The sequence below is a fragment of the Paraburkholderia silviterrae genome (assembly GCF_004353915.1).
GTDB classification, from domain to species: Bacteria; Pseudomonadota; Gammaproteobacteria; order Burkholderiales; family Burkholderiaceae; genus Paraburkholderia; species Paraburkholderia silviterrae.
The window spans coordinates 204,169-218,046 of the sequence record NZ_SMRP01000012.1; the positions used below are offsets into that span (position 1 = coordinate 204,169).

13 protein-coding genes are annotated in these 13,878 nt (G+C 63.1%); 4 read left to right on the forward strand and 9 right to left on the reverse strand.

From position 1 onward, the window contains the following. Nucleotides 1-44: 44 nt before the first annotated feature. From EYW47_RS23300 to EYW47_RS23330, 7 genes are all read right to left on the reverse strand, one after another. Nucleotides 45-1,463, reverse strand: a complete 1,419-nt coding sequence (locus EYW47_RS23300) for an MmgE/PrpD family protein (RefSeq protein WP_133197190.1) — start codon at nt 1,461-1,463, stop codon at nt 45-47. 35 nt (nt 1,464-1,498) lie between these two features. Then, nucleotides 1,499-2,569 (reverse strand): zinc-dependent alcohol dehydrogenase family protein, encoded by a 1,071-nt coding sequence (locus tag EYW47_RS23305; RefSeq protein WP_133197191.1) that lies wholly within the window; start codon nt 2,567-2,569, stop codon nt 1,499-1,501. A gap of 55 nt (nt 2,570-2,624) precedes the next feature. Then, entirely contained in the window at nt 2,625-4,088 is a 1,464-nt protein-coding gene (locus EYW47_RS23310; RefSeq protein ID WP_133197232.1) for an aldehyde dehydrogenase family protein, read from the reverse strand. Nucleotides 4,089-4,131: 43 nt separating this feature from the next. Further along, complete coding sequence (locus EYW47_RS23315) at nt 4,132-5,622, reverse strand: aldehyde dehydrogenase family protein (protein WP_133197192.1); 1,491 nt, start codon at nt 5,620-5,622, stop codon at nt 4,132-4,134. Between the two features lie 28 nt (nt 5,623-5,650). Beyond that, nucleotides 5,651-6,541 carry an SMP-30/gluconolactonase/LRE family protein gene (locus EYW47_RS23320; protein ID WP_133197193.1) on the reverse strand — a complete coding sequence of 297 codons (891 nt, stop codon included), beginning with the start codon at nt 6,539-6,541 and terminating at the stop codon, nt 5,651-5,653. Nucleotides 6,542-6,604: 63 nt separating this feature from the next. After that, on the reverse strand, nt 6,605-7,414 hold the full coding sequence (locus tag EYW47_RS23325; RefSeq protein ID WP_133197194.1) for an enoyl-CoA hydratase/isomerase family protein: 810 nt from the start codon (nt 7,412-7,414) through the stop codon (nt 6,605-6,607). A gap of 184 nt (nt 7,415-7,598) precedes the next feature. Further along, nucleotides 7,599-8,537, reverse strand: a complete 939-nt coding sequence (locus EYW47_RS23330; protein ID WP_133197195.1) for a LysR family transcriptional regulator — start codon at nt 8,535-8,537, stop codon at nt 7,599-7,601. A 114-nt stretch (nt 8,538-8,651) separates the two neighbouring features. On the opposite strand from EYW47_RS23330, the gene EYW47_RS23335 reads away from it, so the two are divergent. The 4 genes from EYW47_RS23335 (at nt 8,652) to EYW47_RS23350 (ending at nt 12,408) form a co-directional block, all read left to right on the forward strand. After that, the gene (locus EYW47_RS23335) at nt 8,652-9,572 is read left to right on the forward strand and encodes an alpha/beta hydrolase (protein ID WP_133197196.1); all 921 of its coding nucleotides are present in this window, start codon (nt 8,652-8,654) and stop codon (nt 9,570-9,572) included. A 16-nt stretch (nt 9,573-9,588) separates the two neighbouring features. After that, complete coding sequence (locus tag EYW47_RS23340; RefSeq protein WP_133197197.1) at nt 9,589-10,524, forward strand: alpha/beta hydrolase; 936 nt, start codon at nt 9,589-9,591, stop codon at nt 10,522-10,524. Nucleotides 10,525-10,602: 78 nt separating this feature from the next. Next, a complete protein-coding gene (locus EYW47_RS23345) occupies nt 10,603-11,241 on the forward strand; it encodes an SDR family oxidoreductase (protein ID WP_133197198.1) in 639 nt (212 codons plus the stop codon). A gap of 9 nt (nt 11,242-11,250) precedes the next feature. Next, nucleotides 11,251-12,408, forward strand: coding sequence for an NADH-dependent flavin oxidoreductase (locus tag EYW47_RS23350; RefSeq protein ID WP_133197199.1), 1,158 nt, complete (start codon nt 11,251-11,253; stop codon nt 12,406-12,408). A gap of 34 nt (nt 12,409-12,442) precedes the next feature. Here EYW47_RS23350 and EYW47_RS23355 read toward each other — a convergent pair whose 3' ends face one another. After that, nucleotides 12,443-13,033 (reverse strand): GMC oxidoreductase, encoded by a 591-nt coding sequence (locus EYW47_RS23355; protein WP_240763872.1) that lies wholly within the window; start codon nt 13,031-13,033, stop codon nt 12,443-12,445. Between the two features lie 70 nt (nt 13,034-13,103). Then, nucleotides 13,104-13,835 carry an IS6 family transposase gene (locus EYW47_RS23360; protein ID WP_133197200.1) on the reverse strand — a complete coding sequence of 244 codons (732 nt, stop codon included), beginning with the start codon at nt 13,833-13,835 and terminating at the stop codon, nt 13,104-13,106. Nucleotides 13,836-13,878: the final 43 nt, after the last annotated feature.

The window sequence follows — 13,878 nt, forward strand, 5'->3', positions numbered from 1 at the left end:
CGGCCTGCTGCGCCTGGATTTCAGGCGCAGCAGGCCGCCCGGCGCTACATGGCCCACATTTCCGTCAGCTCGGTAGTGCTCATGGCTGGATCGAGTCCGCGCAGCGCGACGAGCAGCTTCTGAGCCCTTGCAAGGCCCAGCGTTTCGGCGGTTAGCTCCATGAACTTCGCGTCTTGCTCCTGCTCGGGCATCGGGTTGCGGTCGGTGCCGATCGGGTTCTCCACGAACACGTGCTCGGAGCGGCCATCCTTGAATGTGACGGTCACGTCGGCCACGAACCGGCCCGGGTACTGCTTCTCAAGCGCGGGCTCTTCGGTAATGCGGATACTGCGAGCCATCGCTATGACGGGTTCCATATCGACCTTGCCTTGCAGATAGTCGTGGTGAACCCGAAACCCATTGCCTTTGCCCAGCAGCGTGAAGGCGGCCTGGATGGGCAGGCTGAACTGCACGTGCTCGATATTCTTCGGCTCATAAGCGTTGGTGTTCGCCGTGCCGACGACGACGTTGAAGTGCGGCGTGATCTTCAGGTGCACGTCGGCGATTTCGGCCTGACGTTCGGCGAACGGGCGCAGTGCGTCGATGTAGGCATGCGTGCAGTAGCAGGCGCAGTAGGCCTTGAGCCAGACGGTGCCGATCTCGAAGGGCTGCTTGAGCGTAAAGCGCTGTTCGGCAGCTTCGCCTGCCGGACGCTGCAGCAAGGTGCGAAAAAATCCCTTGTTGCCGCTCAGGAAGGCGCGCGGACCGGTGATGCCGGCACGGGCCATATCGGCGGCCGCCATGCCGTTGCGCGTCCCGATGCCGGCGTGAATGCGCTTGATGGAGCCGCCGGTGGAGGTGTACTCGGTGGTGCCCGAGACGTGGCTTAACGCAATGGCCAGCGCGTGGAGCGTGGTCTCGGCGTCGAACCCGCGCAGCTTGGCGGCGACGGCGGCGGCGCCGAAGTTCGAGAGCGTGCAGTGCGGATGGAAGCCGCGTTGCAGAAGGTCGGGCTGGGCCAGCACGCCCAGGCGCGCGTAGACCTCATAGCCGGCGACCATCGCTGTGATGACTTCTTCGAGCGACGAACCCATCTCCTCGCCGATCGCGAGCGCTGCCGGGATCACGCAACTGCCCGGATGGCTGTAGCTGGGGCCGTGCGCATCGTCGTATTCGAAGCCATGGCCATAGGAGCCGTTGACGAACGCGGCGTCCCCGGCGCTCATGGTCAGCGCGCAGGCGCTCACGCGGCTCTTGCCCGGCCTCTGCTGCGCGGTTGCGTACTTCAGCAGTTGCCCGGACCAGGGCATCTTCGAGATGCCGATCTGCAAGGCGATCTGGTCGCGCATCAGCCGGTTCACCCCGGCGTGCGCGCTGGCGTCGAGATGCTCGTATTTCAGCTCCTGAATGAAGCGAACGACTTCCTGCTCCAGCGGCGGGCAGTTGGCTGGAACGGTGGACGGGGTTTCGTGCTCGGTGGTCACGAGAATCTCCTTGCTTTCTGGATGCGATCGGGAAATCAGAACAGGAATACGCCTTTGCCGCCGGCCTGCGCGTCGAACAGACGATAGGCTTCGTCGGCTTGCTCCAGCTTCCAGCGGTCGGTAAACAGCTTGTCCACGTCCACGCCATGATCGGCGACGAAATGGATGCAGTCCTTCATGCTGACCTCCGACATCGTGTACGAGCCCATGATGGTGCGCTGCTTGCCGATCACGTCCTTCATGCCGTCGACGTTGAGGTTGCCGTTCACGGCCACGAGTGCAATGCGGCCCCACGGGCGCGTGCAGCGCACCGCCTGCTGTTTCGGCACGTCCCCGCCCGCGCAGTCCATCGCGCAGGTCGCGCCCAGGCCGCCGGTCAGCTTGAGTATGGCTTCGATCGGGTCCTGCTTGCTGCCGTCGATAACGTGGGCCGCGCCAAACGCCCTGGCGCGTTCGACGCGGTCGGCGGCAATGTCGACGCCAATGACTTCCACGCCCATGGCCGCGGCCAGTTGCACCGCCGATAGACCCACGGGACCGAGTCCGAACACGGCGAGCGTGTCGCGCGCGCTGATGTTCAGACGCAGCAGCGCGCCCCACGCCGTACCCGTGCCGCAGGAAACGGCGGCGCCCGTGGCGTACGAGACGTCATCCGGCAAATGGACCAGCGACGTCACGGGCACCCGCATGTAGTGCGCGTGGCCGCCATGCTTGATCACGCCATGAATATCCGCTCCGTGGCTGCACATCTGCGTCCAGCCGGTGCGGCAATGGTCGCAGTGCTGGCAGCCTTCGTAGTGGAACACCGCGACGCGGTCGCCCACCTTGAAAGCGCGCGCATCGACAGCCGCGCCGAGCGCGACGATCTGGCCGCACGGCTCATGGCCGCCGATGATCGGCGTGTCTTCCGACATGCCGCGCGACGCAAGGTCCTTGAAGCCCAGCGCTTTGATGACGTCGGCGGGCTTGTTGCGATAGAAGTGCAGGTCGCTGCCGCACATCCCCGAAGCCTTCATCTCGATGACCGCGTCGAGCGGACCGGGTGTGGGATCGTCGAATTCGAGGATGTCGAGTTTTCTTTCGCCCTTGAAAACTACGCCTTTCATGTGTCTCTCCTGATTTGTTCTCGTGGCTGGGGCGCACGGCAGTGGGGGCCGCGCGTCAATCCAGATTGATGTAGGTGGCCTTCGGGTAGAGGAAGCTTTCCACGTGCTCCTTGCCGCCTTTCCAGCCATAGCCGCTCATCTTCGTGCCGCCGAAACCCACGGCGGGATCGATCACGCCGTAGCAGTTGACCCAGACGGTGCCCGAGCGGATGCCGTGCGAAACCTTGTGCGCGGTGGACAGGTCGCGCGTCCAGACGCCGCCCGCGAGGCCGTAGGGCGTGTCGTTGGCCAGCTGGAGAGCCTCTTCCATGGAATCGAACGGAATCACAGACGCCACCGGGCCGAAGATTTCCTCCTGCGCGATGGTCATGTCGTTGCGCACGTTGGCAAAGACCGTGGGCTCCACAAAAAAGCCGTTGGTCAGCTCGCCGCCGAGGCGGCGCCCGCCGTGCACCAGTTCGGCTTCCTTGCCGCCGATGTCCATGTAGTGCATGACGCGCTCGAGCTGGCGCTGCGAGATCAGCGGACCGATCTGCGTACCCGGCTCGCGACCGTCACCGATCTTGATGGTTTTCGCGAACGCGGCCATGCGCTGCACGAATTCGTCGTGGACGGCGCGCTGCACGAGAATGCGGGTGCCCGCCACGCAGACCTGGCCCGTGTTGGCGAAGACGCCCATGGAAGCGCCGGGCACCGCCTTGTCGAGATCGGCATCGGCGAACACGATGTCGGGCGATTTGCCGCCCAGTTCCAGCTGCAGCCGTTTGAGGTTGCCTGCCGAAGCCCGCACGATCGCCTGCGCCGTGCCCACCGAACCCGTGAAGGCCACGCGGTCCACGCCCATGTGTCCGGCCAGTGCTTCGCCAACGTCCTTGCCGTAGCCGGTGACGACGTTGATCACGCCGTCGGGGACGCCTGCCTCCATCATCAGTTCGGACACGCGCAACGAGGACAGCGACGCATCCTCGGCGGGCTTGAGCACGGCGGTGCAGCCCGTTGCCAGCGCCGGGCCGTAGATCCACCACAGGCCCATCAGCGGACCATTCCAGGGGATGATGCCGCCGACCACGCCCACGGGCATCAGGTGCTTGAGCGCCGTGAAGTTCGGCGCGATGGACAGCGGACTGGCCGCCACCGAGGCAGCGCCCGTCTGCGATGCATAGAACTGCAGTAGCTGCGAGAGCCATTCCTTGTAGCCGCGTGTGCGCGCGAGCGGCGCGCCCATGTCGAGCGTTTCGATCAGCGCCAACTCGTCGAAGTTGTCGAGGATGGCGTCGTGCACGCGCAGCAGCAGCTTGCGCCGCTCATGGGCCGTGAAGCGGCTCCATGCGCCTTCGAAGGCGCGGCGCGCGGCGGCGACGGCGCGGTCGACGTCTTGCGCATCGCCCCGGGCAATATGGCAGAGCAGCTCGCCCGTGGCGGGATTGATGGCCTCGATGTGCTGGCCCGAACTGGGCTCGACCCATTGCCCGCCGATCAGCATTTTTTTTGCGCCTTGTACGAAAGCCGGCGTGCTCATATCCACTGCGTGTCTCCTTGATGGTTGTCGTGAAAGGACGGAATCACATGCGGACCATGATCGACTTCGTCTGCGTGTAGGCCTCGATCGATTCCTGGCCGAACTCGCGTCCCCAGCCCGATTGCTTGTAGCCGCCGAAGGCCATGGCCGGATCGGATTCGCCGAACGTGTTGATCCACAGCCGGCCCGCCTTCAGCGCGCGCACCACCTTGTGGGCGCGCGAGACGTCGCGCGTCCAGACCGCGGCGGACAGGCCGTAGGCCGTGTCGTTGCCTTGCAGCACGGCGTCGTCTTCGTCCTTGAACGGGATGATCGAGAGCACCGGGCCGAAGATCTCTTCCTGCGCGATCCGCATGCCGTTGCGCACGTTGTCGAACACCGTGGGCTCGACGAAGTAGCCCGCGCCGCTCCACGCGTTGCCGCCCAGGCGCAGCGCGGCGCCGCCTTCCTGACCCGCGCCGATGTACGACCAGACGCGCTCGCGCTGCTTCGCCGAGATCAGCGGCCCCAGCTTCGTATCGGCCGCGAACGGGTCGCCCGCTTTCCACGTCGCCGCCAGTTGGGCCACGCGCTCCGACACCTGGTCGTGGATGCTTTCCTGCACGAACAGGCGCGTGCCCGCCGAGCAGACCTGGCCTGAATTGCCGCAAAAAGTTTTGACGGCGCTCTGCACGGCCTTTTCGATGTCGGCGTCGGCGAAGACCACGTTGGGCGCCTTGCCGCCGAGTTCCAGCGTCACCTTCTTCAAATTGGACGTCGCGTCGCGCACGATCTGTTTGCCGATGGCCGTGGAGCCCGTGAACGCGATTTTGTCCACGCCCAGATGCTGGGCGAGCGCGGCGCCCGCCGTGGCGCCGAACCCAGGCAGCACGTTGATGACGCCGGGCGGCAAATCGGTCTCCTGGATCAGCTCCGCAAGACGGATGGAGGTCAGACACGCAAGCTCGGCGGGCTTGAGAATCACCGTGTTGCCGCAGCACAGCGCGTTGGCGAATTTGATGGAGGCCATCAGGATCGGCACGTTCCACGGAATGATCTGGCCGCACACGCCCAGCGGTTCGCGCAGCGTGTAAATCAGCGTGCTGCCGTCCGACGGGATCGTGGTGCCCAGCACCTTCGAGCACCAGCCCGCGTAGTAGCGGAAGATGTCGACGGCGGCCGTTACCGCGCCCTGGGCGAACCACAGCGGCATGCCGTTATCGAGCGACTCGATCGCGGCCAGCTCGTCGATGTGCTGTTCGACCTTGTCGGCGATCTTGAGCAGCGCACGGGTGCGCGCGTGAGGCGACAGCGCGGCCCAGGACGGCGCCTCGAAGGCCTTGCGGGCGGCGATGACGGCCGCGTCGACGTCGGCGCTGTCGGCTTCGGCCACATGGCAGAGCAGTTCTTCGGTCGCCGGGTTGATGACTTCGAAGGTCTTGCCCGATGCCGCCTCGATCCACTGTCCGCCGATGAGAAGGCGCTTGCCGCGTTGCTTGATCCAGGCGAGCGCTTTGGCGCGTGCGGCTTGAGCGGGGTTGGATGAATTCGTCATGAAGCCTCCACGTGTAATGGCAATGCGCTCAGGCGACGGCGACGTCGACCCGGGTGGACAACACGGCGCTCAGCGGGTTGGCGCGGCGCACGTCCGGATTGAAATCGGCGGGCGTGACGCACAGGAATAGCGTGCGCCCGTCCGCACCGCCGAGAGCACATGCATAACAATTGCGATCCCCGGTCTGGATCTCTTCGAGAACGCGTCCGCCGGGTGCCACGCGCAGTACGCGCGCCTTGGTGAAATCCGCGACCCAGATCGCGCCTTCGGCGTCGACTTGCGAGATGCCGTCCGAGGCAACGGTGATTTCGGCCATCGACTGGATCACATCGTCGTTTTGCGGCACCGGGCCGAAATTCGCCCAGTCCCGACGCGCCGATAGCGAACCGTCGGGCAGGATGTCGAAGGCCGAAAGCCGGTTGCCGAACGATTCGGCGACCACGAGCGTGCGGTTGTCGATGACGGTCGGGCCGTTGGGGAAATGCAGCCCTTCGCTGACCATGGTGACCGTTCCATCCGGATCGACGCGCGCCAGCCGGGCCGGGCGGCGGGGCGCCAGCTTCATGACGTCGAAGCCGAGATTGCCCACCCACGCGCGGCCCTGCGCGTCAACGACCATGTCGTTCGGCTCGAATTCGAGGTGCGGGAACAGGTCGGCATGGACCACGACGGCGCCATCGTGCTCGCGGCGCAGCAGCTTGCGATCGTGCATGGACACGGCGAGCAGGCGGCCATCCGGCAACCAGCCGATGCCGGAGGGACATTCGGGAACGTGCATTTCGGTGTGCAGGTCGCTGCCGTCCTCGCGTATCGAGCAAACCCGTTCGGAGTACAGATCGCTGAACCAGAAGCGCCCATCGTGCCAGCGCGCCCCTTCGGTATGCGTCATGCCATCCAGCAGAAGGGTAAGTTGTCTCATGTTATTAACTATCATTAGTTAGATAAAGGCGCGCGCGACGGCACACCGGCTCGTCTGGCCGCGCTATGAAGGTAGGCGGGCCGATGGAAAATCCGGCTGGCGTTTGCCGCGCAGCGCGGCCAGACCTTCCTTGACGTCCTCGCCCAGGAAACACAGCATTTCCATGGCGAGTGAATTGTCGAAGATGGGGCCGGCGAGGCGCATCCAGTTATTGAGTGACTTCTTGGTCGCGCGTATAGCAGTCTGGCTGCCGCACGCAAGATTTGCCGCGATGCCGAGAGCCTTCGCCAGGACTTCTGCACGCGGCGTGCAGAACGTAACGAGGCCGATGCGCTCCGCTTCCTTGCCGTCGATGAAATCCGCCGTCATCAGGTAGTACTTCGCCTTGGTCATGCCGCACAGCAGCGGCCAGATGATGGCGGCGTGGTCGCCCGCCGACACGCCCAGGCGCGTATGGCCGTCGGTCATGCGCGCGTCTTCGGCCATCACGCTCACGTCGGCCAGCAGCGCCACGGCGAGGCCCGCGCCCACGGCCGTTCCGTTGATTGCCGAGATGATTGGCTTTTCGCAGGCCAGCATGTTGTAGACGATGTCGGAGGCCTCTTTCATCACGCGCATCGTGGCTTCGTGGCTGTTCGACATTTCTTCCACGACGGCCAGGTCGCCGCCCGCGGAGAATGCACGCTCGCCCGCTCCGGTGACCACCGCCGCCTTGACATTCGGATCGTCGTTGAGCACGGCCCAGACCTGGGTCAGTTCCCAGTGCATTCTATTGTTCGTGGCATTCATGAAGTCGGGACGATTCAGCGTGACGAGCATGACGCCGTCATGCTGGGGATCGAACCGGATGAACTCGAATTCTTCGTATCGCATGCTGGTTTCCAAAACGGATTTGAACGGGTCGACTTGCATTGAACCCGCTGATATCGGCGGGCGCAATGCGTGCGATGCGCGCGTTCCGTACTTTGGCAGCCGCCCGGAAAAACGCTTTGAGTCCGGTTTCTTCGCCTATATTGGGAAGGCGTGTCGAGCGTCCTTGCAGGTACTCTCGCGAGTATCAGCGCGATCCACGTTCACGTTCGAGTTGTTCGCGCTGCACGATCAGAAAGTCCATTAGCGCGCGTGTTTTCGCAGGCATTTGCGAGCGCGACGGGATGTAGAGATGGAAGCCCGGGAAGGGACGGCACCACGGTTCGAGTACGCGTATCAGCGACCCGCTGGAGAGATGATGCCGCACGCAAAGATCGATGTGCTGTACGAGCCCGACGCCCTGTACCGCGGCGCGCAGCATGCTGTCGTCGTCGTTGAAGATGGCGTTCCCTTGGGGTTCGTACACCACCGTTTGGGCCTCGGTGCCCGGTGTGGTGAACGACCAGCGGTCGATCGTACCGCTCGACGTGAAGCGATAGGAGAGACAGTTGTGCCGCATGAGGTCGGCGGGCGTTTCCGGCATGCCGTGGCGCGCGAAGTAATCCGGCGATCCGACGATAGCCATCTCCAGCATGGGTGTCACCGGCACGGCCACCATATGTTCGTCGAGACTCTCGCCAAGGCGAATGCCCGCGTCCAGACCTTCCGCCACGATATTCGAAAAGCCGTCGTTCATGACGAGTTCGAGACGCAGCTTCGGGTAGCACGCGAGGAAGTCGGCCATGTGCGGTTCCAGCAGCAAGCGCGCCGCGACCCGCGAAGTGCTCACGCGGATCTGCCCGACCGGTACGGCATGCGTTTCGCCGATTTCTGCCACCGCGCGTTCGATTGTCGCCAGCGCCGGCGCAAGCGTATCGAACAGGCGCTGCCCCTCTTCGGTGAGCGACATGTCGCGGGTCGTGCGATGCAGCAGGCGCACCTTGAGATGCTGTTCGAGCGCCTTGAGCTGCTGCGAGAGCGCCGCGCGCGAAACCTCCATTTCCGTCGCCGCCCGGGTGAAGCTGCGGTGACGGGCAATGTTCACAAACGAGGCGAGGGCGGGCAGGAGTGAGGTTTCGATTGACATATTGTCAAGTTTAGCTTAACACTGATGTGTTTGAAAGGCGGTTTTTCCTAACCAAAAGCGCGCCTATGATGAATCCCATCGCAACGGACTTTTCCACACAGGAGCAAACCGATCGTGCAGAACGTCAATTTCAGGAATCTCAATGGCCAGGGCGTGACGATGGCCGCCGCCATTCATCTTCCGGAAGGCTTCGACGCGAGCCGCAAATATGCAGCCGTGGTCGTCGCGCATCCGGGTGGCGGCGTGAAGGAACAGACCGCCGGACTGTACGCCAGCAAGCTTGCGGAAAACGGCCTGGTGGCGATTGCTTTCGACGCTTCGTATCAGGGCGCAAGCACGGGCGAGCCGCGGCAACTCGAAAACCCGTACATCCGTACCGAAGATATCAGCGCAGTGATCGACTATCTGGTGACGCTGCCGTATGTCGACGCGGAGCAGATCGGCGCGATGGGTATCTGCGCGGGCGGCGGCTATACCGCGAATGCTGCCATCAACGACCGCCGCATCAAGGCCGTGGGTACCGTCAGCGCCGTCAACATCGGCCAGATGTTCCGCAATGGGTGGGAGAACACGGTTGCGGACGCGGATGCGATTGCGTTCATCCAGGCCGGTTCGCAGGCGCGCACGAGCGACGCGGTGAACGCGAATCTCGCTACTCTGCCGCTCGCCCCGATGCGTCGTGAAGATGCGCCGAACAAGGAACTGGAAGAAGCTTGGGAGTACTACCATACGCCGCGCTGCGAGCATCCGAATGCGCCTGGTTTCATGACGGCCCGCAGCCTCAACCAGATCATCACGTATGACGCCTACAACAAGGCCGAAGCATTCCTGACCCAGCCGCTCCAGATCGTGGCGGGGAGCGTGGCCGGCAGCAAGTGGATGAGCGATGACCTGTTCGCTCGCGCCGCCAGCAAGGACAAGCAATTCCACGTTGTCGAAGGCGCGAATCACATGTCGCTGTACGACGTGCCGAAGTATGTCGACGAGGCCGTTTCGGTACTCGCGCCGTTCTTCCAGCGCACGCTCGCTCATTGAGAAAACGGGACCCATCATGAAAGCCAGCAACATTCGCACCGTCACCTACAAGAATCTGGGATGGGATACGGCGGCGGACATCTATCTGCCGCCGGATTTCGATGAGACGAAGCAATACCCCGCCATCGTGAGCACGCACCCAATCGGCAGCTGCAAGGAGCAAACCGCCGGGAATGTCTATGGTGCCGCGCTTGCAAAGGAAGGGTTCGTCGTCGTCGCCTTTGATGCGAGCTTCCAGGGCGCCAGTGGCGGGGCGCCACGCTTCATCGAAGATCCGTCGATTCGTGTCTCGGATATCCGCTTCGCTATCGACTATCTCGTCACGCTGCCGTATGTCGACGAGAACCGTATCGGCGCGATCGGCGTGTGCGGCGGTGGTGCCTATACGATCCAGGCGGCCATGACCGATCACCGGATCAAGGCGGTGACATCAATCACCGGTGTCAACTTCGGTCGTCTGATTCGCGAAGGATTCAGCAACTTTGATCCGGTTGGCGCGCTGGAGGCAATGGGCAAGCAGCGCACGGCGGAAGCAAAGGGCGCGCCGCGCAACGTCATCAACTATCTGCCTGCATCGGTCGATGAGGGCCGGAAGAATGGCGTGACGGATATCGACGTGCTGGAAGCCACGGACTATTACAAGTCCGATCGTGGACGGAAACCGAATGGCGCGACCAGTGGGTTGTTTTCGTTCAACAGCGCCGCGATGGGCTGGGATGCATTCCTGCATGCCGAAGTGCTGCTCACGCAGCCGCTGATGGTAGTGATCGGCGACAAGCCAGGCGCTTTTGGCGCGTATCGCGACGGCTGGGAAATATACGGCCGCGCGGCATCGAAGGACAAGCATATCGTCGTGGCCGAAGGCTGGTCGCACTACGACCTGTACGACAAGCCCGAGCCGGTTGCGTTGGCACTGGCCAAAGTTGTGCCGTTCTTCAAGGAACACCTGTAATCGCCCAGGGGCACCGCCGACGCGGTGTCCCTGCCGGAACGCCGGTCATGAGTTTTAAATCGGATACCTTATCAAATTATGAAGAACGTTCTCGTTCTGGGCGCGAGCGGGCAGATCGCGCAGTGGGTGATTCAAATGCTCGCGCAACGCAGCGACACCGCGATGACGCTGCTTTTGCGAAACCCGAAGAAAATCGCCAGCAAGTTGCCCGCCAACGCGAAGCTCGTGGTTGGCAGTTCGCTCGACGGGAAGCTCCTCGCTCAGGCCATGTCGGGTCAGGATATCGTCTATGCGAACCTGACGGGCGATGATATCGACGTCCAGGCGAGAAGCGTCGTGGCGGCCATGAAGGCTGCCGGCGTCAAGCGCCTCGTTTTTGTGCTCTCGCTCGGGATATACGACGAAGTGCCCGGCAAGTTCGGCGAGTGGAATAACGCAACCATCGGGGAGGATCTCAAGCCTTTCGCGCGCGCGGCTGAAGCGGTGGAAGCATCGGGCCTCGACTACACCATCGTGCGTCCCGCGTGGCTGACCGATGAGGACGAAGTCGACTACGAACTGACTGAACGTCACGAACCGTTCAAGGGCACTGTCGTCTCGCGCAAAAGCGTGGCGGACCTGATCGCGAAGATCATCGAGTCTCCGCAGTTGTACACAGGCGCGAGCCTCGGCGTCAACAAGCCGGACACCGACGGCGACAAACCCTATTTCATGTAACTGCAGCTAATGACCAAGACAACCGACACCCTGTTCGAGGCGTTTTCCTTTCCCAACGGCTTAACGCTACGCAACCGCCTCGTCATGGCGCCGATGACAACATGGTCGTCGAACGCAGACGAAACTGTTTCCGATCAGGAGCTCGCCTGGTATCGCGCCCGAGCCGGTGGCGTCGGGCTTGTGCTGACCGGCTGCACGCATGTCATGGAAAACGGCGTTGGCTTCACGCATGAATTTGCCGCCTACGATGATCGTTTCATTCCAGGCTTGAGCCAGTTGGCACAGGCCGCTAAAAGCGGCGGTGCGCCCGCGGTATTGCAGATTTTTCATGCGGGCAACAAGGCCGTGCGCGGCTTGATTCCCGGCGGCGAAATGGTGAGCGCCTGCGCGACGAAAGCGCCACCCGGACCATTCAACGACGGCCAGCATTACAGCCGGGCGCTGGACCATGACGAAATACTGGAGGTGATTCGTGCGTTTGGCGAAGCCACGCGGCGCGCCATCGAAGCGGGTTTCGATGGCGTAGAACTTCACGGCGCGCACGGATTCCTGATCCAGAACTTCCTCTCGCCGCTGTATAACCAGCGCACCGACGACTGGGGCGGATCACTGGAAAACCGCATGCGCTTTCCGTTGGAAGTGGTGCGGGAAGTTAAACGTGTTGTAGCCGCGCGTGCGGTACGTCCCTTCCTGGTGGGCTATCGCATCTCTCCGGAAGAGTCGGGAGAGGGATCACTACGCATCGGTGACGCGTGCTCGTTGATGGATCGGCTGATCGAGACTGGCATCGACTACCTGCACGTTTCGCTCTACAACCTGCTCGCGGGCAAGCCGCAGGACTATGCGGGCGATCAGACTACGATCGAACAGATCGTTGAACGTGTTGGTCGGCGTGTGCCGCTGATCGCGGCGGGCGGCATCGGCCAGCCGGAGCAGGCACGCAAGGCCCGCGCGGTCGGTCTGCCACTCGTGGCGGTCGGGCGTGGCCTCGCCACGACGCCGGACTGGGTGGAACTCAGCCGGATGCGAAGCAACAAGGCCATCGATATCGCGCTGGATTTCTCCCGCGAACCCGCAGAGCTTCGTATTCCTGACAAGCTATGGGACGCGATCAAGACGACCGCCGGATGGTTCCCCGTGCGCCACGATGCGCTCGATGTGGCTTGACGCATCGTGGCCGCACGGAGTGTCGGGCGTCGGTCTAGACTGCGCGTGAGCACGCCGTCATTTCCCACCCGGCCGTGGTGCCGCTTTCGTTCGCGGGGTGCTCGGCACCGCGTCGCAACGGCTGTGCGGCGTCCTGCAAAATCATGTCGGCGGCTTTCTCGCCAATCATGATGACGGACGCATTGGTCGCGCCGGAGATGGGCGCGGGCATGATGGACGCATCCGCGACGCGCAGACCTTCGATGCCTCTTACGCGCAGGCGCGCGTCGACGACTGCGTAGGGATCGTTGTCCGGGCCCATCCGCGCGGTGCCATTGTGGTGGTAGACGGTGCCGCCGCGCTCGCGCGCGAAGTCGAGAATTTCCTGATCCGTGCAGATATCGTTGCCGGGGAAAATCTCGTCGACGTAGTAGGGCGCGAAAGGGCGCGCCTGCAACACCCTGCGCGCCATCTTCACGACCGCGACCATCGCTGTCTGATCGGACTGCGCCGCCAGGTAGTTCGGCTGGATAAGCGGGCCGATGTCGATATTCGTCGATAGCGCCTTTACGTATCCACGGCTTTCCGGACGCTGTTTATGCCCGCCAAGCGTCATGCCCGGATAGTGGTCGAGCAGGCCCGGCAAGCCTTCGCGATGGCGTTGTCAACTTGACGGCAACTGAGGGGGTAAGATGGAGAACGAATCGGTATCCTCATCAATATGCGCACTTGGCAGCATCGCTCACGGTCCAACGATTCCACGCTGCAAGGCGCGCCTTGAGTTTGGTGCGATGGGACTGCGCCGTCATGCGGTGGCGGGATAATGCAAAGTGTTGACGGATCGGACCGAAGCTGGATAGAAACACCTGCGTGCGAAGCGGATCGCGAAACCCGTTCATAGCGCGCTCACGGCGACGCGTAGGTTGGTGACTGTTCTCGGCACGGTTATTCACCCGTGCAGCCGCCTTCACGAACACGTGCTTGACGCCCGCTAGTTCTGCGATGTCTGCCTTCGCCGCAGGGTAACTGCGCAGTTGGTCGGTGACGATTTTCCGGGGCATGGGATTCGATCGCAGCACATGCTTGAAGAAGCGTTTGGCTGCGGCCTTGTCCCGGTGCTTCTGCAGAAGCACATCCAGCTCGGCGCCGCATTCATCCACGGCCCTCCACAGCACGTAGGACTCGCCGCGCAGCTTCACGAACACTTCGTCCAGATGCCACGTGCTGCCAGGCTTGCGTCGCACCGCCTTTGCGCGCCCTGCGAAGGCGGCTCCGAACTTGTCGCACCAGCAACGGATTGTCTCGTAGGTCACCACCACGCCCCGCTCAAGCAGCAACTCCTCAATATCGCGCAGGCTCAGGTTGAAGCGGAAATACCAGCGAACGGCGCAGCTGATGACGCTCGCGGGGAAGCGGTGACCGTGGTAAAGCGACTTCGTCTTTTTCATCGCCTCATTTTAACGCCCCGCACTCGCTAACCTGACAACGCCG

Coding starts and splice junctions, on each gene's coding strand:
- EYW47_RS23340 (WP_133197197.1), top strand. CDS start 9,589: ATGAAAGCCAGCAACATTCGCACCGTCACCTACAAGAATCTGGGATGG.
- EYW47_RS23330 (WP_133197195.1), bottom strand. CDS start 8,537: ATGTCAATCGAAACCTCACTCCTGCCCGCCCTCGCCTCGTTTGTGAAC.
- EYW47_RS23350 (WP_133197199.1), top strand. CDS start 11,251: ATGACCAAGACAACCGACACCCTGTTCGAGGCGTTTTCCTTTCCCAAC.
- EYW47_RS23360 (WP_133197200.1), bottom strand. CDS start 13,835: ATGAAAAAGACGAAGTCGCTTTACCACGGTCACCGCTTCCCCGCGAGC.
- EYW47_RS23305 (WP_133197191.1), bottom strand. CDS start 2,569: ATGAAAGGCGTAGTTTTCAAGGGCGAAAGAAAACTCGACATCCTCGAA.
- EYW47_RS23320 (WP_133197193.1), bottom strand. CDS start 6,541: ATGAGACAACTTACCCTTCTGCTGGATGGCATGACGCATACCGAAGGG.
- EYW47_RS23315 (WP_133197192.1), bottom strand. CDS start 5,622: ATGACGAATTCATCCAACCCCGCTCAAGCCGCACGCGCCAAAGCGCTC.
- EYW47_RS23345 (WP_133197198.1), top strand. CDS start 10,603: ATGAAGAACGTTCTCGTTCTGGGCGCGAGCGGGCAGATCGCGCAGTGG.
- EYW47_RS23325 (WP_133197194.1), bottom strand. CDS start 7,414: ATGCGATACGAAGAATTCGAGTTCATCCGGTTCGATCCCCAGCATGAC.
- EYW47_RS23310 (WP_133197232.1), bottom strand. CDS start 4,088: ATGAGCACGCCGGCTTTCGTACAAGGCGCAAAAAAAATGCTGATCGGC.